Below are 18,478 nucleotides of genomic sequence, written 5' to 3' on the forward strand. Positions count from 1 at the left end.
TCAGCGTCCCTGGTCCCAACGGTACGGTGCGACAAGGGGATTGCCCGCCGTGTACGGGCTCGGCAGTTGCCCGATTGTGCGGCCCCACTGCAGCTCGAGTTCGGTCAGGTCACCTTCCCAGCGAGTGCCGGTGAGGAATGAGGCATCCAGGCGGCTCAGGGTCAGATCGATGACGGCTGTCAGGTTGGCGAAATCCCCACGCTGCCAAGTGCCGACGGTATCGGCGGGGAACGGGTACGTCGCGAACAGACCCAGCGACCGGGTCAGCGCCGGGCCGGCGTCGGCCAACGATTCCAGTACCGGCCCCAGGGCCCTGAGCTCCTCGAGGAGGCTGTCCTTGGTTTCGTTGGTGGATTGGGCCACCAGCGCACTGAACTTGCCCAGCTGATCGAGCGCCTCCACCAGGGTCTGCCGCTGGTCGCTGATCACCCGCAGGGCCTCCGGGATGGTCTTCAGGGCCTTGTCGACCACCGGGCGCTGCTCGGCGAACTGCCCGGCCAGCCTGTTCAGGCTCTCGGTGGTGGCGATGATGTCGCCGGCCTGGTGGTTGACGTAGCGGGTGAACGTGTCCAGCTGCGCGATGAGGCTGCGCAGGTCCTGCTCGCGACCGGCTAGCGCGACGCTCAGCGACTCGGTGATGTCCTGGACCTGACCGATCCCGCCGCCGTTGAGCAACAACGAGACCGCCGACAAAACCTGCTCACTCGACGGGTACACACCGGCCGACGACAGCGGAATCAGCGATCCGTCGTGCAGTTCGCCCTGTGGTGCGATGTCCACCGGCGCGGCCAGTTCGACGTGCAGCGAGCCGAGCAGGCCACTCTGGCCGACCGTCGCGGTGGCGTTGGCCGGCAGATCAACGTCACCGTCGATACTCATGGTGAGCAGGGCATGCCAGCCCTGCCGCTCGATCTTGGTGACGGTGCCCACCGTGACATCGCCCACCTGCACACGGGAATTCGGCTCGATGGTGCGTACATCGGGCAGCTCCGCCTGGACGGTGTAGGAGCCCGGACCCCGGCCAGCGGTCCCCGGTAGTGGAAGCGAGTTCAGTCCGCGCCACGCGCAGCCCGAGGTTCCGGCGGCCACCGACAACACCGCCACCGCGGCGATCACCTTGGTCCGTCTCATGGGCCCTCCCCAGGCAGGGTCATCATGCCCGTCAGACCATCGGCCGGGTCCGTCTGCTGGACAGCGGGATTCACCGGCGGGATGTAGTCGGGTCGCATCCAGTCCTCGCTGTAGGTCACCTCGTTCGGCCGCGCGGTGGCGCCGACGATGAGGTTCTCGCTCAGCGGCGGAAAGTTGTACTGGCGATTCTTCACGATGGGCGCCAGGTATTGCACGCACAGCTTGGCCGACTGTTCAGCGCCCAGTCGTGAGGCCGCTTGGATCGCCCCGCACAGGAAGGTGATCGGATCAGCGAAGTTGTTGAAGGCGTAGGCGCCGCCCATCGTCGCCTGTGCGGGCTGATAGGTGTTCATCAGGTTCTGCAGCTCGTTGGGGGCGACGTGCAGAGCCTGTTTGATGTCGTCGAGGCTGGCGTTGAGCGCCGAGGACACCGACGCCAGTCTGTCGGCGGTGTTACCCAGCGACTCCCGGTTGTCGGCCACGAAGCTGTGCACGTCACCCACCACCGCATCGAGTGCCGATACGGCGGCGCCGATTTCGTCGGGGTCGTCGGTCAACAGCCCGGTTGCCGTGGCCAGATTGGTGTTCAGTTGTCGCATCAGGTCGCCGCTGTCCTGCAGGGCCGACACCAGGATCGACAGGTTATTCAACGTGCTGAAGAGGTCGTCGCTGTGGTCGCCCAGCACCGAAACCGCCTGCGACAGTTTGATGATGGTGTCCCTGATGTTCGGTCCCTGGCCGCGCAAGGCCTCGGCGGTGGTGTGCAGAACCGATCCCAGGGTGCTGGTGCCGCCGGGTTCGGTCGGTTGCACCAGTCGGCTGAGTCGCTCGAGCTGTTCGCGCAGATCGTCCCACTCGATCGGTACCGCGGTACGTTCCCGGGGGATCACGGCGTTGTTCTGCATCTGCGGCCCACCGGTATACGCCGGGGTGAGTTGGATGACGCGCGCGGTCACGATCGCCGGTGCGAGGATGACCGCCCTGGCATCGGCGGGAACCGGGTATTTGGCGTCGTACCAGAAGGTGATCTTGACGCGACTGGGCTGCGGCTCGATCCTGTCGACCCTGCCGACGGGGACGCCGAGAATCCGGATCTCGTCACCGACGAAGATGCCGTTGCTGTTCGCAAAGTACCCGACGACGGTTCGCCTGTTCGCCGTACCGGAGCTGTGCACCAATACCGTCGCGGCGGCGACGATCAGCACGACCAACGTCGCGGTCACGGCGATGCGGATGTGGGCTCGGGTGGGCATCAGCCCTCCTCGTTCAGCGGTGGCGCCGGCACGAGCACCGGTGTCGGTGTCGGGGCGGGTGAGGGATCGGCTGGCGGTCCGGGCGGCGGTCCCCCGGGTGGCGGGGCCGGTGGCGGTTCCCGGTACGGGTAGCGCGGGTCGCCCGGCCTGCCGGTGATCGCGTCGGGCAGGGTCAATCGGGGGTCGCCGCCTTGGCCGGTGCGCGGAAACGGCAGCGGCAGTGGCGGTGTCGCGGGCTGGCCGGTCTGCGGATCGGTGCGCTGCGAGGGTGCCAACACGTTGGGGTCGAGGCCGAGATCGGAGAAGGCGGCGTCGACGAACGGTTGAATGAATTGGCCGGGCAACAGGTTGGCGATGTAGAACTTGAAGAACGGTCCCGAGGACATCGATTCTCCCAGTGACATCGCGTACTGGTTGAACCCTTTGATCGCCAGCCGTATTCGGTCCTTACGGTCGTCGACGATCGCAAGTATCTGGTTCAGCTTGTCCAGTGCTGGCCGCAACGTCTGCCGGTTCTCGGCGATGACGGCCTTGATCTGCCGGCTCAACGCGGCGATGTTCGCCGAGATCTCGTCCAGGGCACGGCTTTGGCTCGTCAGGTCGGCCAGCAGCGCATTGCTGTCGACGAGCATCTTGACGATGGCGTCGCTGCGCTCGGCCAGCACCGTCGTCACCTTGTTGGCGTCGGCCAGTAGTTTGCGCAACTGGGTGTCGCGTTGGTCGAGGGTCTGCGCGAACCGGGCCACACCCTGCAGGGCGGTCCTCAGCGCCGGCGGGCTCTGGGAGAACTCGTCGGCCAGTACCTTCCAGGAATCCGAGAGTCGGGTGGTGTCCAGCTGGCTGATGGTGGCGGTGAGATCGCCCAGAGCATCCGGCAATTGGTAGGGCGAGGTGGTTCGGTCGAGCGGAATGGGCCCGGATTGCGTCCCACCGCCCTTGGGTGTGAGTTCGAGGATTTTCGCCCCGAGAATGCTTCTCGTCTTGATCGCGGCCTCGGTGCGATCACCGAGCCGGATGTTCTTGTCGACCTCGAAGGTGACCAACACGCGTGGTCCGTCGAGATCGATGCTGCTGACCTCACCCGCCTTGAAGCCGGACACCTGCACCGCGGCTCCCGCGAGCAGCCCGCCCGCCTCCGCGAAGTAGGCCGAATAGTGCTTGTTGGAGTTGACGAACGGCAGCTTTCCGTAGTTGAGGGCGCCCAGGACCACCGCCACCGTGATCGTGACACCGGCGACCCCGACGGCGATCGGATTGCGTTCGGCGAAGGTCTTCATCGAGGCGTGCACCTTCCGCTGTCCTGGCCGGCGATCTTGACGTAAACCGGCTGTCCGCCTTTACCGTTCAGTTTCAGGATCAGATCGCAGAGATAGAAGCTGAAGTAGTCCCCGTAGAGTCCTTGGCGGTTGAGCATCCGGTAGACGTCGGGCAGGGTGTTGAGCAGGTGGTCGAAGTAGTCGCGGTCGGCCAGCGCGACATCGGCGGTCCGATCTGCCTCGTGGACAACCTTTTCCAGCGGCGAGCGGCCCCGGGCGAGGAGGTCGGTGATCGACGCGGCGGCTTCGTTGGCGTAGGCCAGCCCGTTGCGCAGGTCGTGTCGTCGATCTGCCATCGTCGTCAAGGTCGCCGACAGGGAGTCGACGGCGGTGGCGAACTGTGAGCTCTGGTCACCCAGTGATCCCACGATGCTGTTGAGGTTGGTGATGACCTGCCCGATCAGCTGGTCACGGTCGGCCAGGGTGTTGGTCAGGGTTGCGGTCTGGGTCAGCAGTGCCGTGATAGTCGTGCCTTCGCCCTGAAAGGCGTCGATCAGCCGACTGGACAACATGTTGACCTGTTCGGGGTCCAGTGCCCGGAACAAGGGGCGGAAGCCGCCGAGCAGGGCGTCGAGGTCCAGTGCCGGGGCGGTGTGCGACAGCGGGATGGTGGCACCGGCCTGAAGGGTCTTGGTGCCACCGGCTCCTTCTTCGAGGGCGAGGTAGCGCTCTCCGATGAGGTTGCGGTAGCGGATGACCGCTCGGTTTCCCTCGGTCAACCTCACTGATGCGTCGGTACCGAACTCCACGAGGGCGATGCCGTCGTCTCGGATCCTGATGTTTTTGACCTTGCCCACTTCGACGCCGGCGATGCGGACGAAGTTGCCGTTCTCCAGTCCGGATACGGTGCGGAACTCCGCGGTGTAGGTCTTCTCGGCCTCGAACCGGAGTTGGGCGAAGATGGCCAGCATCGCCGCCAGACCCAGTGCGCAGACCGCCAGGAACACCGCGACCCGCCAGATCGCGCCGCGCAGATTCTCTTTCATCGCGGCCTCGTCACGGTGACGGTGCCGCCGCTTCGGGCAGCGGGGGCGTCGGCGTCGGCTGCAGGTGGGCGGGTGCGGGCACGACGAAGGGTTCCGCCCCCGGCGGTGGCGGGCCGGGCTCTCGGGCGGCTCCGGGCGGCGGGGCCGGCGGCAGCCCGGGCCACAGCGGCGTCCCGTCCGGGGCATACAGTGTCGCACCGTACGGTGGGGATCCCGGGTAGGGGATCGGCCCGGGCGCGGGGCCGCCCGGATAGCGGACACTCGGTGATTCGGGGACACCGCGGGTAACCGGGAAGTAGTCGGCGTAGCCGGGGAAGCCGATGCCCGGATTGGGCCGGATGTCCAGGCCGGTTCCCCATCCGGTGTTGGTGATCAACTGGCGTAGCGGCCAGTTGGCTGCCACATCCGGCAGCGACCCGCAGCCCGGTGTGCCGCCCGGTCCGCCCTTGGCGCCGATGATCGGCAGGTTCTGCGGATACCGGTAGGCGTCGGGGCCGAAAAGCAGTGCGCTGTCCAGGATCAGCGACTTGTGGTTCGCGGCGCCGGTCGCGTCCAGATAGCCGGTGTCCAGCGCGGTCTTGGCCCCGACCAGAGTGCAGGTGAACGTCGGGTTGTACTTCAGCAGCAGCCGGGCGGTGGATTCGAAGGCGGTCACCGCGGTGGTCAGGCTGGCTTGGCTGGTGCCCATCAGGTCGATGCCGCTGCGGGCCAATCCGACCACCCCGGTGAGCAACACATCCAGCGGTGCCACGTTGTCGGTGATGGTGGTGCTGATGGTGCCCGCGGCGTCGAGCGTGGTCAGGATGTCCTGAGCAGCACCGCTGTACGTGTCGCTGATCTCCTTGACCGCCTGGCGGTCGGCGCTGATGGTGTCGGCGCGGGCGTTGACCTCTGTGAGCACCGCATTGGTGTCGGTGATGGTCTGGCCGATCATGGTGCCGCGGCCGCGCAATCCGTCAGCCAGCGCGGAGAGCACCGCCTGGAGTTTGGCCGGGTCAACCTGTTTGAGAATGTCCGCCACGTCGCTGAACATCGTGTTGATCTCGGTGCTGACATTGTCGGAGTTGATGACCGCCCCGGCGGCTAGTCGCTGCGGGCTCGGATCGCTCGGGTAGACGAGTTCGACGAACTTGCCGCTGAACAACGTTCCGGCCCGGATGCGTGCCTCGATGTTGGCCGGGATGTACTTCATCTGGTCCGGCTCGATCTCGAGTCGCAGGCTCACCTGATTTCCCCCGCCGCTGACCCGGCCCACCTGCCCGATCTGGACACCGCGCAGCTTGACCTTTGCGCCGCGGTCCATCACCAGGCCGGCACGGTCCGAGGTCAGCGTCACCGGTACGTAGTCGCGTAGTGATCCGGAGAACAGCGTCGTGGTCGCCACGATGGCACCGGCGGTGGCGACGACGAAGATCAGGGTCCACCATGCCGGGTGCAAGCCTTCTGAACGGGGATCGGCCATCGCGCTACCCGGAGAGGTGGAAGTTGCCGGACTGCCCGTAGATGGACATCGCGACCGCCAGCAGCAGCAGCGTCAGGACGATCAGCGAGGTGCGCACCGAATGGCCGACCGCCTCCCCGACCCCAGCCGGCCCGCCGGTGGCGGTGTAGCCGTAGTAGGTATGCACCAGCATGACCGCGATACCCATCAGCACCACGGTGAAGAACGACCAGAGCAGGTCGGTCGAGTTGAGGAAGGTGTTGAAGTAGTGGTCGTAGACACCGGTGGACTGGCCGTAGAAGCCGGTGGTGCCGAATCGGGCGGCCAGGAAAGCGCACACCATCGCCACGCAGTACAGCGGGATCACCACCACCACCCCGGCGACGACGCGGGTGGACACCAGGTAAGCGACCGAGCGCACCGCCATCACTTCGAGCGCGTCGATCTCGTCGGCGATGCGCATCGCGCCGAGCTGCGCGGTGGCACCCGCACCGATGGTGGCGGCCAACCCGATTCCGGCGACGGCGGGGGAGATGATGCGGACGTTGACGTAGGCGGAGATGAATCCCGTCATCGCTTCCACGCCGATACCGGACAGCTCGTTGTAGCCCTGCACGGCGATCACCGCACCGGTGGTCAACGTGAGGAAGCCGACGACGACGACCGTGCCGCCGATGAGCGTCAGTGCGCCTGTCCCCAAACTCATTTGAGCGATGAGGCGCAGTATCTCGGTACGGTATCTGAGCATCGCGAAGCCGATCTCGCGCACCGATCTGGCATTGAACTTGATCTGTGTGCCGATCCGGTTCCAGCCACCGACCGCACCGTGGAGTGCGTTTGCCGGCCAGCCGGTATGCCGCTGGAGGGCTGTCATTTCACGCTCGTGTAGTAGACGGCGGTCGCCACGATGTTGATGACGAACAGCGCGATGAACGAGTACACGACCGTCTCGTTGACGGCGTTGCCGACCCCCTGCGGGCCACGGCGAACCGACATGCCCTTGTAGCAGGCGATCAACGCGGCGGCCATCCCGAACAGCGCCCCTTTGACCAGCCCCAAGATGATGTCGGGTAACCCGGTGAACAGGGTGAGACCTGCTGCGAACGCTCCGGGAGTGACGTGCTGGACGAAAACGGCGAAGCCGAACGAGCCGACCAATCCGACGAAGGTCACCAACGACACCAGGGAGACGGCGACGACCGTGGCCGCCAGCACCCGGGGCACCACCAGGCGGTGCACGGGATCGACCCCCATGACCCGCAGCGCGTCGAGCTCATCGCGGATGGTGCGGGCACCGAGGTCGGCGCACATCGCGGTGGCCCCGGTACCGGCGACGACGAGCACCGTGACGATCGGCCCGATCTCGGTGACCGCGGCGTTGGCGGCCCCGGTCCCGGAGAAGTCGGTGGCCCCGAACTCGGTGAGCAGGACGTTGATCGTGAAGACCACGAGAACGGTGAAGGGAATGGCCAGCAGCAGGGTCGGGACGACGGCCACCCGCGCCACGAACCAGGTCTGCAGGAAGAATTCTCGCCAGGCGAACGGCGGCTTGAACATCGCGACGAGGGCGTCCAGGGCCATGGCATAGAAGCCGCCGATGGACCGGACCGGCTTGAGCACGTTATCCGCCGACACCACGTCGTGACCCCCCTGGCCCTGCTGCCGACGGTCTGCGGCACCTCAGGGATTCACGCTATGCAGCAAAGAACTATGCGGGAGGGGCCGAAGGTCACTTGGTTGAGGGGCAGAAGGTTGCCGCGCACGGCGCAGCGGACGGGGTATCCGAGAAGTTCATCACGCAACTAGTCCTCACAGGACCTTCTCAGGGTGCATGATGTCGGGTATGGGTTGGGGGTATCTCTCACGCCGCAAGGTGAAGTGCGGCATTTGCAGCCACGAGCAGACGATCTTGGCGTCCCGAAAGACGTTCACCTGCCGCCGGTGCAACAAGACGCTGCCCCTGCACACGGCCGTCCCGGTGGTGAGCTGAGTTATCGTCTCCGACCTCCGCGGTGACCGTCGGTCATCCGGTCATCGCATGGCGAGGGCATAGCCGGCCAGGGCGGCCGTGGCCACGAACATCCCCGCGATGATGGCGAGTCTCGCCATCGGGTGGATGGACCCCTCGCCGTGCCGGGCTTCATACCTGAGCCGACGCCGAAACCTGCGCCAGCTTCGCTGCAATTGAGTGACTACCGTCATGTGGCACCCCTTCGAGCACAGCCTGGGACTCGATGGTTGCCACGGCGTGAGCCGACGGTAAAAGGTGGTTTGAATCATGAGAACAAGGCGTAACCGTCAACGCCCGCGTCCGACCGGATACGGTCTGACCTGCGTGAATACTTGTGGAGCCTAGGAGATTCGAACTCCTGACATCTGCCTTGCAAAGGCGAATCACGCTGCGGTTCAGGCGCTTTCATATCGGTCTACGTGCGAAAACACACCACTGTGGTTAACCGTAGTTATCTGTAACTGTGGGTGGATTGTGGGCATGATGTGGTTGCCAGCTCCTCATCACCTGCTTTCCTAAACCCCATCCGTCGACGATCCGAGTTCATCCGGGGTCCAAGGTGCCGCCCGGAACTCGTCAACTAGTGCAAGTGCAATCTCCCAGACGCCACTTTCACGAGGGCGATACCAATGAATCTGTTGTCGATCCGTCTTGTCAGCGACCGGAATCAGCAACCCGCCCTTCTCGAGCTGGTTAAACACCTCCACTACTTGCTTGTCGGCAGCCTCGGTGACTTTTTTCGAAACCATCCGGGGATAGACCTCCTGGACGCCTGCAGCCAACATGCGCGCGATCGCAGCGATCACTTCCAGCTTGTGGCGGTTGCCGAACAAGCCGCGCGACACGTCCCGCAGCGCCTCGTTGTCCACCTGGGCTCCCGTTACTATTTACGTATTACGTAATACGTGCCCGATAAGCAGCATCCGTCGTCGAACACACTGGAGCGTATATGGGGAACGGGTTTGGCGGATCACGCGTTGACGTATTGTCAAGGCGACACGCAGAGATTGTTCCGAGATCCGCTATCGGGGGGCAGGACGATGTATCGGGGTTACCGGAGGTCAGACGTGGCTAAAAGGACCCCGGCCTGGGACATCCTTGAAAAGGAGTACTCGCCAGGTCAGCTGCGGATACTTCGTCGAGTCGTAAAAAAGGGTCTTCGCGGAGCAACCCTCGTGCCGTCCGCCGAGGGAGCAGACGCCGACCCGGAAACCTTGGCGAAGATTCCGCTGCCCGAGTAGGTGAGGATCCCTCACGGGCCCGACGAGTGGTCGGCCCTCGCCTGTCTCGGGGCGTACATGCACTGTCTCCATGAGGATCCCTCATGGATTAGCCGCAGGGTCGAGACGGTTCATATCGTCGATTCACAGCGGACCGAAAGACACCTCACACTCGACGTCGACGTGGACGCCGTCGCGCGTATCGCACGCGACGCCGGTATAACCACCCCAGCGGAGCCTGGCGCCCCCGCTCCCGCGGTTGAGACCCCGCCGCAAGCAACGCCGGCACCCGTGAAGGGCCTCTATATACCGATCACGACCTTCAAGAAAAGCCTACTAATCGACCTTGACGTGCGGGACGCCAACGGCGCAGCGATCGCGGTCGCAACGTCAGATCAAGATTCCTGCGCAGCACAGGCTTGCATGCTCGCCGCCCTCGATCCAGAACTTCGACGCAACATGCCGAAGCATCTGCAGTACAAGCTCTACGACATCGCGAAAGGTATGCCCACCGGCCGCGACGAGGCGATATTGAACTCAACGCACCCACCGTCGGCAGTAGATGCTTGGCAACTCAGGGATGCGATATACACGCCCGCTGACAAAGATCTGTGGCAGAACTGCCTCCGCGATCCCGAGTTCAAAGAGTACGTCGCGAGATTCACTACACAGTTCTCGCTACTGGTCTGGATCCCCATTGAGGGTCCGACGTGCCTAATCAAGTTCCGAATCTTGGAAGTGTCCGAGCTGGTGCCCGGTGACGCCCACTTGACCAACCGGATTGGCGCCGCGGACTGGCTTTATGCCATCTCTGCACCCAACGTCGGCAAAGCGGGTCGAGAACATCTGCGCGTGGTTGCCCCGGAGGGCACCTTCATCGTCGACGCACTACTCGCACGGCAGATCTCTATGGCGACGCCGACCGACGCCGCACCCACGTTGAGCCACGATCAGTTTCAATACCGAATAACTCCGGGCAGGGTAACGCTCTACACCTCTCACGATGTAACGGTGCAAGCCGACCACTACGCCTTCGTGACGCTAAGGCCCCTGCTTCGGGGTTTCGTGTGGCCAGCAATCGTAAGCGCCCTGGTGGCATTCCTGCTGTTGACTATGGGGAGTGCCGGCCAGCTCTGGCGGGGAGCACTTGATTTCGCCGGCACCAATCGCTCGGATGCAACAGTCGCAGTGTTACTGCTCGCCTCAACAGGACTGTCGGCATATATAGCCCGTGAAAACGAACACGAGATTCGAGCAAGAATGCTCTTGCTGCCACGCATTGCTGTTGCGTTTACTGGGGCGGCTACGCTCCTCGCAGCGATCGTGACAACGATTATGAACTTCAGCGGTCATGTCCAAGCCATCGTGTGGGTGGTCGGTGCCGGCTACTGCGCTTTGGTCATCGTCTATTTGGTTGTCGTGCTGTTCAAGAATCATTCAGACTTCGACCGAATTGTGCGAAGTGGCAAAGACTCTCAGGATGATTTCATCGCCCAGTTCTGAACCCGTGTCGGACGGCTTGCCCTCACGACCCCTCCCACTCAACCCCGTTGGACCGGTCTTGGAGATCGCCGCAGAGCTGGGTGCCGCTGACTCATGTCGACGCCGGAGCGTCTCATCGACGAACTCAGCGCAGCGCAACCGTTAACGCCCCTTGTGCCAGAGGTCACTTGGCGGGCGCATCAGTCTCAGCCCCAAGAAGCGCAAGCACGGAGAGTGCCAACGAGAAGATCGCCACGACCTGGGCAACTGCAGCGCCGATAAGAAACGCCGTCTTGATCTGGTTCCCTAACCGCAATGAATGCAGGACGACCATGTTGCAATATGCAGTTCGCCCCCTGGCGGTCACCTCGCTGTCCTCCCAGCTTTCCCGAAGGAAGTAACGCAGCGTCGCTGGAGCGGTGGCCTTGTAGCGCCACGGCAGGCCAGCGGCCACGGCCAGGATTCCAGCGCCCAGCAGCGCCATTAGCGCGGAGATGAGCCAACACTTGGCAGCCCCACTGAGTGTGAAGTCCTTGTGGAGTAGTACCGCATACACGGCGAGCACCAGCGTTACGAATCCCGTCGCCCCAGTCAGCGCCCCTGCGGCACGAGTATTTGTCCCATTTCGGCGGTCGTACTCGGCTTTCAGCTCAGCCTCGATGAACGCGGCGTACTGCTTGCCTTGGTCACTCACCTACGGCGGGTCTCCCCATCGGGGTCGCGGTTGTTGAAGATCGAATCGAAGTCGATGCCGTCGAGGTTCGGTGGCCTCTCCGGGCTCTCCAAACCATCACCGATGTCCGAATCGCCTGACTCCATCGATGGCGTAGTCACAATCAGAAGCTCCCCTCGAATGGGCTCGCGTTATAGGTCCGCATGCTAATCGACCCGGTCCGACATAATCGGCAGACTGGACGCGCCTTGCAACCGCCCTGGCCGAAGAGTCCCTAGCAAGCAACAGTGGCAACCCGGAGTCACCTAGACAATCACGGGACAAACGTATTTTTCGTGGCGCCGCGACAGGGAGACCTGAAAAAATCCCGGCCTCCGACCTCCTGCCAGGTGGCGGAAAAAAGCCTGCTCCCTCTCTGCTCGCCTAAGCCTTGAGTGGCAGAGACCGCGATGGCCGGGGATGTACCCCCCTGGGGGTAGCCGCTGGTCAGAGGCGGGTTGGGGTGGCCAGGTCGCCCCTCGGGTTCGGGCAAGTGAAAGGACGAGGGGCGACCGGCCACTTCTCGGCGCCGCAACCACAGGTGGACCGCCACGAACACGCCTGTGGTGCGCGCCAAGAACCTATGAGCCCATCTCGGTGGAGAACTTCGCGATGCGGTCGGGGCGTGGGCAGGCCCAGCCGATGCGCCAGGTTGCGCGCAACTGCACGGAGTCGCTGGCGAACATGGAGTGCTCGGACACGGCGACCTGGACCGGTCCGACCGCGGCCACCACAGCACCGGGGTCGACCACCAGGCCCGTCCAATCCGGGATGAACCGGCTCTTGAACACCGGCAAGCTGAGGAGTCGTGGTTGGGCGACCTCAACGCCGACACCCAACGTGTACGCGTTATCAAACGTGGCCCCCAGTTTGAGTTTCTGCACCGACGCCCAGGTGTTCGGGGAGACGATGATGGCGCCGGGTGTGCCGCCGTTGTCCTCGATCGCGGCGACAGCTTCGACGAGGTCGTCCAGGTTGGAGGCGATGTTGTAGCCGCCGAGGGTGCCGATTGTGTTGATGAGGCCGACAGGGTTCGACAGGTCGCCTATGAAACTGGCGTCGGCCTTCTGGACGAGGTCGCGGGCCACGCTCTGACTGACCTGCTCAGCGGTCATCTGCTTGCGGTACTGCTCATTCGACAACGACACCAAGCGGGAGATTTTCTTGGTGACGATCAAAACTTCGTCCAAGCCGGGATTCGACTCCGGGATCTCGGCGGCCTCGGCGACGTAGCCGGCATCCTCGGTGTCGTTGACGAACGGCACGTGCAAGCTGGGTTGGTCGCCGTCGATTACGCCGCCCTGGGTCGCGACCTGCAAAATGAGGGCCTGGGGGACGACGTCGGCGGGTGGGAAGAATACGCTGTCGGGCCGCCACCCGAAGTCGGCGGTACTCGTGGTCAAAGTCATTGGAACTCCAGGTGTTTGGGTATGGCGCCGCATAGGGCAGCGTCAAAGAAACGTATTGGTTTCAATGGCTGCCACCTGGGCTAATGCCATGCCCGCACCTGGCGAGAATCGTGCGTCAGGGCGCCCGCCTGGGGCGTTGACCCGACCGCACGTTCGAGTTTACCGCTGTTGGGCGGCTTTCGGCCTAAAGGCAGTCGTCCACGGGTTTTCGGCTTGCGGTGGCTTCTCAGGACGCTGACCAACCCCAGGCACCAATGACCCCTTGCTGATTCCGATGCCGAGCTGTTCCTTCGCCTTGGCGACCGCCTCGGTGACTTTCTCGGTGTCCACACTGCCGTCCTCGCCCACCAAGTCGGCCAGGTCGGCAACGCTATACACGGCTTGCGGTTTGACGCCGGCTGCGCTGACCTGGGCGTCGACTTGTTGCCGCTGAAGGGTTTCGACACGGGCGGCCATCGTCTCCAGCTGGGATTCGGTCTCCCGCAGCTTTTTCCTCCATCTGGCTGCCTCGGCGTTCGGGCTCGACTCCTCGGCGTCGGTGCCGTCGTCGACCTGATCCTGATCTTGGGTGGCGTCGGCAGTCGTGTCCGTCGCTGTTGACTCGGTGTCTTCTCCCATGTCGTTCGGCGTCACGGTGGTGTCTATGGCGGTCTCGGGCGTGGTTGCTTGGTCAGTCATCGGTGGGTTCCTTTCCGCTGTTCCTCTATTGCTTTGAAGTGGGCCCATTCCTCCCACAGCTGTTTCTGCTTGTCGTCGGTGCCGATATCGGTGATGCGGTGCGCCACGATGGAAACCGCGACGACCAATTCGGTGATGCGCAGGTCGTGCTTCACCTCGGTGATGACATCGCCGATTCCTTCGGCGTTGATCAGTACCGGGTCGGCGGCCAGCAGGACCGCGGCGGCGCGGCGCAGGTCGACCGCCTCGGGAAGCAAACCTGCCGGGACGTTCGATTGCGTCATGTCATATCCCCTGGGTACAGGCCGTAACCGTCGTCGCCGGCGATGAGCGCCTGGGGCCGGGATGTCGTGGGCCACGCGTCTACTTCTCCTTCTTGGGTTTGCTGAGGCTTCTTGGCGAGGATGGCTTTGACCCGGTCGGTCATGCCTGGGGTTTCCGCAGTGATGCCACCTAGCGGGGTGTCATGCGAATCCGATGGCACTACAGGCACTACAGGGGAATCTGACGACTGTTCGGCCTTATCAGAGGGGGTTTCTGCTGTAGTGCCAGCCTGATCGAACAGTTCTGCTGTAGTGCCAGCCTGTTTCTGCAGGTCATGCCCTGTAGTGCCAGTAGTGTCACCGGGTTCCATGACAGGCCCTGTAGTGTCACCGGCTAGTCGCCAGTGAGTGACCCGCGGGAATCCAGGGCTGTCGACGGATTCGGCCATGCCAGCGTTTGCTAGCGTCTCGAACAAGCGGAATACCGTTCGGCGACTGATCCCTTTGTCCGCTGCGAGGGCGACGGCATCCTTGGGGCGCACCTGGGCTTGGTCTTTGCGCGCGTCGTCGAGATAGCGGTACAGCCAGGACTGTTTCAGGTCGGCGGTGTAGTCGTGCTCGTCGAACTCTTCGGGATCGTCCGCGCGGTGGGGTTCGCCGAGGAGTTGGCGGGCGTCCTTGGCTGTGTCGCCGATCCATTCGACCGCGCCCATGAACGCCGGGCCGTCAGCGGTGTCAATCGCTTGGGAGACGATCCGGAATTCGATCGACCGCGCCTGCGAGGAATAGTTGGCTTTGGTGTTGGTCAGCACTCTGGTGTCGGTGTCGGGGTCCTCCGCTACCGAGATCACCGAGCGGGCCACCTGACTCCAGGCGATGGAGCCGAGTAGCAGCTTGCCGGGGTCGCGGCTGTCCCTCTTGCCGAAGTGCGCCAGACCGATCAGGGTTACCCCGGTGCGGTTGCACAGTGCCCCGATCGGCTCCAGGTACTGCCGGACAGCAACATCGTCGTTGCCCTTGAAGTCCGACGGGACCAGCCCCTTGCAGGGATCCAAGACGATCATCGTCACCTGGTGGCGTCGGATGACGTCTTCGATGTGTGGCAGGTCGAGGGGGAACTGGAGAGCGCCCAAGATGGCCGCCGCGCCGGTGGGGTCAATGTCGACAAAGACGACACGACCCATGTCGGCGCCGGCGGCGATCAGCCTGGGAACCTGGGCGTACTCGCGGGACTCCTCGGTGCCGACCCATAAGACTGTTCCGCCGGCTTGGGTTTCGCGCGCTGCCCACGCGGCGGCCAGGGTTGACTTCCCGGAATTTTCGCGGGCAGCCAGGAGATTGATCTCGCCTTTAACAATGATGTCGGTTTCCCACCACTCGATGCGACGGGGCGTGATTGCGGAACCGCGGGTGACGACCACCTTGCGGCCGGGGACTTGAACGTTGTCGAGGAAGTCCAGTGCAGACGGGGGCGGGAGAGGTCCGTCCTCGATACAGCCGCTAGAGATGTGCGCCCAGCAGCGCTTGTTATCGCTACCGTCGACATGCAGATAGCGATCTTCGGCGCGCGAGTAGATCGATTCGAGGCCACAAGCAGGGCACGGGCCGTTCCCGTTGATGTCAACACCTCGGTCCTGTACGAATCGGGCCGCCAGTTTGTTGAGTTCGTCGGGCGGGTATTCGGCCGAGTATTCGTGCCCGCCGATGGCGACGGTTTCCCGATCCAAAATGGGGGATGGCCGCGCCTTGCGCGCGGCCTCCCCGTTCGATTTTCCGTTATTCATCGTTTCCTTCGGTGGCGATCGCGGTGGCCAGCTGGCGCCCTTCCGGGTTGAGGTAACGCCACAGTCGGCGGGCGGCGTCGGATCGCCCGGCGCGGTGCCCAAATCGGAACTGTTCAGCGTTCCGGCCGAGCCACGGGCGGATCGTCGGGCGCTGCCGGGGCCAGTTGGCGTAGAACTCGCACGTGCAGACCAGGAGCCCCGAATCGATGCACCCGCTACAGAGGTTGTGCTCGGTCATCGAGTCAACCCCTGCTCGATGTCAGCGGCGCTGATCAGCGTTGCGGCCAGGGTTCGAGCGGTATCGGAGGTTGGCCGGAGTTTCGGCTCCCCATCGTTGGAGTCAGGGCCAGTCCACGTTTCGATGCAGAGTTCGACGCCGCCATAGCGGTACTCCCGTTCGGCGTATTCAGCGGGTGTGAACGGACCGCGCGTGAACGCGGCCGTGGGCATCACCCACATCGCAGCTCGCCTGGCATCACCCTCCGGGATCAACTCGATACCGTGGAGCAGTTTCGAGCAATACGGCTCGTGCGGGCTGGGCCCGGTGAACTCCTCATCGTCATGGTTCGTGCACCAGACGGTGTGGTGATCGTGGTAATCCTGCACGGTCTCGGGGCACCGGTTGGTCGGGTGCCAGCCTTGCCGGCCACAGATGTCGCAGCGGATAAGGTGCGTGCTCTCGTCGGGTTGTTGTGCCATGATGGTTCCCTCCTGATCTCTGTTGGGTGATGGGTTGCAGCGGTCCCCGCCGGTTGTTGGCGCAATCGGGTTCACGGGGGCCGTTGTCGTTGGGTTAGGCGGCATCTGGTCCGCCAATCCTGTTGTCCGCCAGGAACTTCAGGACATCCTCGCGGAGGTATCGCACACGTCCGCCGATCTTCACGAACGGAATCCCTCTGCGGCGGTATCGGTCCTGGGCGAGTGCGTCCGCTGTCGTCTGAACGACGATCGCGACTTGTTCGGGTTTCGCTACCGAAGGCAACTCCTCCGCAGCGATCAGGTCTGCCATATTACAACTCCTGTCGGTTTTTCTGCCAATCTTTGACAGTTCCTAACTCAATACCACGGTTCAGCAATCGCTGTCAAGAGATGTTGATTCTTCTGTCAAACTATGGCAGTATTCTTGGAGTGGTGGGTAAGGAAGCCGACATCGGGCCAACCGCGCTGACGGTGGCCGATAACGTGCGGCGGCTACGCGAACGACACGGCATGAACTACACGCAGTTGTCACAGAGGCTGCAGTCGGCCGCAAACTGGTCTATCAACGCGGTGGGCATTCGCCGGATCGAATCGGGTGACCGACGCGTTACTGCGGATGACCTGATGGCGCTAGCCGTTGCTCTTCGCGTTTCCCCGATCGCGCTGTTGATGCCCAACACCGAGATGAAGGGTGCCGAAGTGCACGTCACCGGCTTGCCCAGAACATTTACCGCTGAACAGGTTTGGGAGTGGCTGCGCGCTTCGGAGCAAGGATACTTTCCGGTTGAATTCGAAAGTCCTCAAGCGTTCTTGACACGGTCGTGGCCCACGTGGTTTCAAGAACAGATGTGCGACTGGCTCGCCAGCGTGGACGATCGTTACAAGCAGATGCAAGAGAAGACCCTCCAGCTGATGGCGCTCCGCGAGGAGGAGTAGCCCGACATGGCGACGATTGAGAAGTACGAGACGACCGCCGGGGCAACGCGTTACCGGGTTCGCTATCGGACACCGGATCGTCGTCAGACCGACAAGCGCGGCTTCCGGACCAAACGTGACGCCGAGGCTTGGGCCAATCAGTTGGAGGTCGACAAGCGCCGCGGCGCATATGTCGCGCCAGCCGCTGGCCGGGTGCAGCTCGGTGAGTACGCGCGTGAGTGGCTGGGCTCGAAGCACAAGTTGAAGCCGTCGACCAGGGCCCGGTATCAGGTGGTTCTGGACACGTTTATCGCCGACCACGCCGCGGTGGCGATGGGTGACGTCAGCCGGCAGTTGGTGCGCGAGTGGGTGGCGGACCTGAGCCGTACACATGCGCCGGCATCGGTGCACAAGACGATTGGGGTCCTGCGTCAGGTGTTGGCGATGGCGGTGGCGGAGAACCGGTTGGTGATGAATCCCGTCGATGGTGTCGAGCTGCCTTCGGTGGAGTCAGTCGAGCAGCGGTTCCTGACGTTGGAACAGCTGCACGCACTCGCGGCCGCGGCCGGCGAGCATCGGCCCCTGGTGTACGTGCTGGGGACCTGCGGTCTACGGTTCGGCGAGGTGGCCGAGCTCCGCTGGCGAGACGTCCTCCTTGATCAGAAGACCATCCGGATCTCGCGGTCTGTGACGCTCGTCGACGGCAAGTTCGTCATCGGCACTCCCAAGAACGGGAAGGGCCGGATCGTAAGCCTGCCGGCATTTGTCGCCGACCTCCTCACGGTGGGTGAGCCTGACGCTCTTGTGTTCCCCGACTCGCACGGCGGTCATATGCGGGGGACGAACGTCAGGCGCCGGTGGTGGTCTGACGCTGTCGGGGCCGCCGGGCTGTTCCCACGCGCCGTTGTCGACCCGGTCAAGAAGAGCGCCACGACCGTCTACGACTTCAAGCTTCACGAGCTGCGGCACACCGCGGCATCGCTAGCGATCCAGGCCGGCGCCAACATCAAGAGCCTGCAGAACATGCTCGGCCACGAGTCGGCGGCCCTGACGCTGGACCGCTACGGCCACTTGTACGGCTCGGATGTCGAGGCCGTCGGCGTAGCGATCAACGCACTATTAACTCGGAAGTGTGGGCAAGATGTGGGCACGGACGCGGCCTGAACACAAAGCGGGCC

20 protein-coding genes are annotated in these 18,478 nt (G+C 63.7%); 3 read left to right on the forward strand and 17 right to left on the reverse strand.

Annotated elements, in window-relative coordinates; translation table 11 throughout:
- The 9 genes from ORI27_RS03140 to ORI27_RS03180 all read right to left on the reverse strand — a co-directional run bounded on the left by ORI27_RS03140 (position 1) and on the right by ORI27_RS03180 (position 9,007).
- Positions 1-1,131 carry an MCE family protein gene (locus tag ORI27_RS03140; protein WP_323055534.1) on the reverse strand — a complete coding sequence of 377 codons (1,131 nt, stop codon included), beginning with the start codon at positions 1,129-1,131 and terminating at the stop codon, positions 1-3.
- Complete coding sequence (locus ORI27_RS03145; RefSeq protein ID WP_265995053.1) at positions 1,128-2,384, reverse strand: MCE family protein; 1,257 nt, start codon at positions 2,382-2,384, stop codon at positions 1,128-1,130. Before ORI27_RS03145 ends, ORI27_RS03140 begins: the two co-directional genes overlap by 4 nt.
- Positions 2,384-3,661, reverse strand: a complete 1,278-nt coding sequence (locus ORI27_RS03150; RefSeq protein WP_265995054.1) for an MCE family protein — start codon at positions 3,659-3,661, stop codon at positions 2,384-2,386. Before ORI27_RS03150 ends, ORI27_RS03145 begins: the two co-directional genes overlap by 1 nt.
- Positions 3,658-4,686 carry an MCE family protein gene (locus ORI27_RS03155; protein WP_265995055.1) on the reverse strand — a complete coding sequence of 343 codons (1,029 nt, stop codon included), beginning with the start codon at positions 4,684-4,686 and terminating at the stop codon, positions 3,658-3,660. Before ORI27_RS03155 ends, ORI27_RS03150 begins: the two co-directional genes overlap by 4 nt.
- 10 nt (positions 4,687-4,696) lie before the next feature.
- A complete protein-coding gene (locus ORI27_RS03160) occupies positions 4,697-6,148 on the reverse strand; it encodes an MCE family protein (protein ID WP_265995056.1) in 1,452 nt (483 codons plus the stop codon).
- A 4-nt stretch (positions 6,149-6,152) separates the two neighbouring features.
- Complete coding sequence (locus ORI27_RS03165; RefSeq protein ID WP_265995057.1) at positions 6,153-7,001, reverse strand: ABC transporter permease; 849 nt, start codon at positions 6,999-7,001, stop codon at positions 6,153-6,155.
- Entirely contained in the window at positions 6,998-7,708 is a 711-nt protein-coding gene (locus tag ORI27_RS03170; RefSeq protein WP_407666210.1) for an MlaE family ABC transporter permease, read from the reverse strand. The genes ORI27_RS03165 and ORI27_RS03170 overlap by 4 nt, the downstream gene beginning before the upstream one ends.
- 450 nt (positions 7,709-8,158) lie before the next feature.
- Positions 8,159-8,329, reverse strand: a complete 171-nt coding sequence (locus ORI27_RS03175) for a hypothetical protein (protein WP_265995059.1) — start codon at positions 8,327-8,329, stop codon at positions 8,159-8,161.
- A 324-nt stretch (positions 8,330-8,653) separates the two neighbouring features.
- A complete protein-coding gene (locus tag ORI27_RS03180) occupies positions 8,654-9,007 on the reverse strand; it encodes a hypothetical protein (protein ID WP_265995060.1) in 354 nt (117 codons plus the stop codon).
- Positions 9,008-9,649: 642 nt separating this feature from the next.
- On the opposite strand from ORI27_RS03180, the gene ORI27_RS03185 reads away from it, so the two are divergent.
- The gene (locus ORI27_RS03185) at positions 9,650-10,861 is read left to right on the forward strand and encodes a hypothetical protein (RefSeq protein ID WP_265995061.1); all 1,212 of its coding nucleotides are present in this window, start codon (positions 9,650-9,652) and stop codon (positions 10,859-10,861) included.
- A gap of 163 nt (positions 10,862-11,024) precedes the next feature.
- On the opposite strand, the gene ORI27_RS03190 is transcribed toward ORI27_RS03185, so the two are convergent.
- The 8 genes from ORI27_RS03190 to ORI27_RS03225 all read right to left on the reverse strand — a co-directional run bounded on the left by ORI27_RS03190 (position 11,025) and on the right by ORI27_RS03225 (position 16,695).
- Positions 11,025-11,534 carry a hypothetical protein gene (locus ORI27_RS03190; protein WP_265995062.1) on the reverse strand — a complete coding sequence of 170 codons (510 nt, stop codon included), beginning with the start codon at positions 11,532-11,534 and terminating at the stop codon, positions 11,025-11,027.
- Positions 11,531-11,674, reverse strand: a complete 144-nt coding sequence (locus ORI27_RS03195) for a hypothetical protein (protein ID WP_265995063.1) — start codon at positions 11,672-11,674, stop codon at positions 11,531-11,533. Before ORI27_RS03195 ends, ORI27_RS03190 begins: the two co-directional genes overlap by 4 nt.
- Positions 11,675-12,133: 459 nt before the next feature.
- Positions 12,134-12,961 carry a phage major capsid protein gene (locus ORI27_RS03200; RefSeq protein ID WP_265995064.1) on the reverse strand — a complete coding sequence of 276 codons (828 nt, stop codon included), beginning with the start codon at positions 12,959-12,961 and terminating at the stop codon, positions 12,134-12,136.
- 159 nt (positions 12,962-13,120) lie between these two features.
- Positions 13,121-13,639, reverse strand: coding sequence for a hypothetical protein (locus ORI27_RS03205; RefSeq protein WP_265995065.1), 519 nt, complete (start codon positions 13,637-13,639; stop codon positions 13,121-13,123).
- Positions 13,636-13,923 (reverse strand): hypothetical protein, encoded by a 288-nt coding sequence (locus ORI27_RS03210; RefSeq protein ID WP_265995066.1) that lies wholly within the window; start codon positions 13,921-13,923, stop codon positions 13,636-13,638. Before ORI27_RS03210 ends, ORI27_RS03205 begins: the two co-directional genes overlap by 4 nt.
- Positions 13,920-15,788 carry an AAA family ATPase gene (locus ORI27_RS03215; protein WP_266073872.1) on the reverse strand — a complete coding sequence of 623 codons (1,869 nt, stop codon included), beginning with the start codon at positions 15,786-15,788 and terminating at the stop codon, positions 13,920-13,922. Before ORI27_RS03215 ends, ORI27_RS03210 begins: the two co-directional genes overlap by 4 nt.
- Before the next feature lie 132 nt (positions 15,789-15,920).
- Entirely contained in the window at positions 15,921-16,385 is a 465-nt protein-coding gene (locus tag ORI27_RS03220; protein ID WP_265995069.1) for a hypothetical protein, read from the reverse strand.
- A 94-nt stretch (positions 16,386-16,479) separates the two neighbouring features.
- Positions 16,480-16,695, reverse strand: a complete 216-nt coding sequence (locus ORI27_RS03225) for a helix-turn-helix domain-containing protein (protein WP_265995070.1) — start codon at positions 16,693-16,695, stop codon at positions 16,480-16,482.
- Between the two features lie 122 nt (positions 16,696-16,817).
- Here ORI27_RS03225 and ORI27_RS03230 point away from each other — a divergent pair, with 122 nt between their 5' ends.
- Both ORI27_RS03230 and ORI27_RS03235 read left to right on the forward strand, forming a co-directional pair.
- Positions 16,818-17,321 (forward strand): helix-turn-helix domain-containing protein, encoded by a 504-nt coding sequence (locus tag ORI27_RS03230; RefSeq protein ID WP_265995071.1) that lies wholly within the window; start codon positions 16,818-16,820, stop codon positions 17,319-17,321.
- A 6-nt stretch (positions 17,322-17,327) separates the two neighbouring features.
- On the forward strand, positions 17,328-18,464 hold the full coding sequence (locus ORI27_RS03235) for a tyrosine-type recombinase/integrase (RefSeq protein WP_265995072.1): 1,137 nt from the start codon (positions 17,328-17,330) through the stop codon (positions 18,462-18,464).
- The last annotated feature ends 14 nt before the right edge of the window (positions 18,465-18,478 follow it).

Origin of the sequence: Mycobacterium pinniadriaticum (genome assembly GCF_026242045.1) — a bacterium.
GTDB classification, from domain to species: Bacteria; Actinomycetota; Actinomycetes; order Mycobacteriales; family Mycobacteriaceae; genus Mycobacterium; species Mycobacterium pinniadriaticum.

Coding starts and splice junctions, on each gene's coding strand:
- ORI27_RS03140 (WP_323055534.1), bottom strand. CDS start 1,131: ATGAGACGGACCAAGGTGATCGCCGCGGTGGCGGTGTTGTCGGTGGCC.
- ORI27_RS03165 (WP_265995057.1), bottom strand. CDS start 7,001: ATGACAGCCCTCCAGCGGCATACCGGCTGGCCGGCAAACGCACTCCAC.
- ORI27_RS03175 (WP_265995059.1), bottom strand. CDS start 8,329: ATGACGGTAGTCACTCAATTGCAGCGAAGCTGGCGCAGGTTTCGGCGT.
- ORI27_RS03155 (WP_265995055.1), bottom strand. CDS start 4,686: ATGAAAGAGAATCTGCGCGGCGCGATCTGGCGGGTCGCGGTGTTCCTG.
- ORI27_RS03210 (WP_265995066.1), bottom strand. CDS start 13,923: ATGACGCAATCGAACGTCCCGGCAGGTTTGCTTCCCGAGGCGGTCGAC.
- ORI27_RS03225 (WP_265995070.1), bottom strand. CDS start 16,695: ATGGCAGACCTGATCGCTGCGGAGGAGTTGCCTTCGGTAGCGAAACCC.
- ORI27_RS03200 (WP_265995064.1), bottom strand. CDS start 12,961: ATGACTTTGACCACGAGTACCGCCGACTTCGGGTGGCGGCCCGACAGC.
- ORI27_RS03145 (WP_265995053.1), bottom strand. CDS start 2,384: ATGCCCACCCGAGCCCACATCCGCATCGCCGTGACCGCGACGTTGGTC.
- ORI27_RS03160 (WP_265995056.1), bottom strand. CDS start 6,148: ATGGCCGATCCCCGTTCAGAAGGCTTGCACCCGGCATGGTGGACCCTG.
- ORI27_RS03170 (WP_407666210.1), bottom strand. CDS start 7,708: ATGGCCCTGGACGCCCTCGTCGCGATGTTCAAGCCGCCGTTCGCCTGG.
- ORI27_RS03205 (WP_265995065.1), bottom strand. CDS start 13,639: ATGACTGACCAAGCAACCACGCCCGAGACCGCCATAGACACCACCGTG.
- ORI27_RS03150 (WP_265995054.1), bottom strand. CDS start 3,661: ATGAAGACCTTCGCCGAACGCAATCCGATCGCCGTCGGGGTCGCCGGT.
- ORI27_RS03220 (WP_265995069.1), bottom strand. CDS start 16,385: ATGGCACAACAACCCGACGAGAGCACGCACCTTATCCGCTGCGACATC.
- ORI27_RS03235 (WP_265995072.1), top strand. CDS start 17,328: ATGGCGACGATTGAGAAGTACGAGACGACCGCCGGGGCAACGCGTTAC.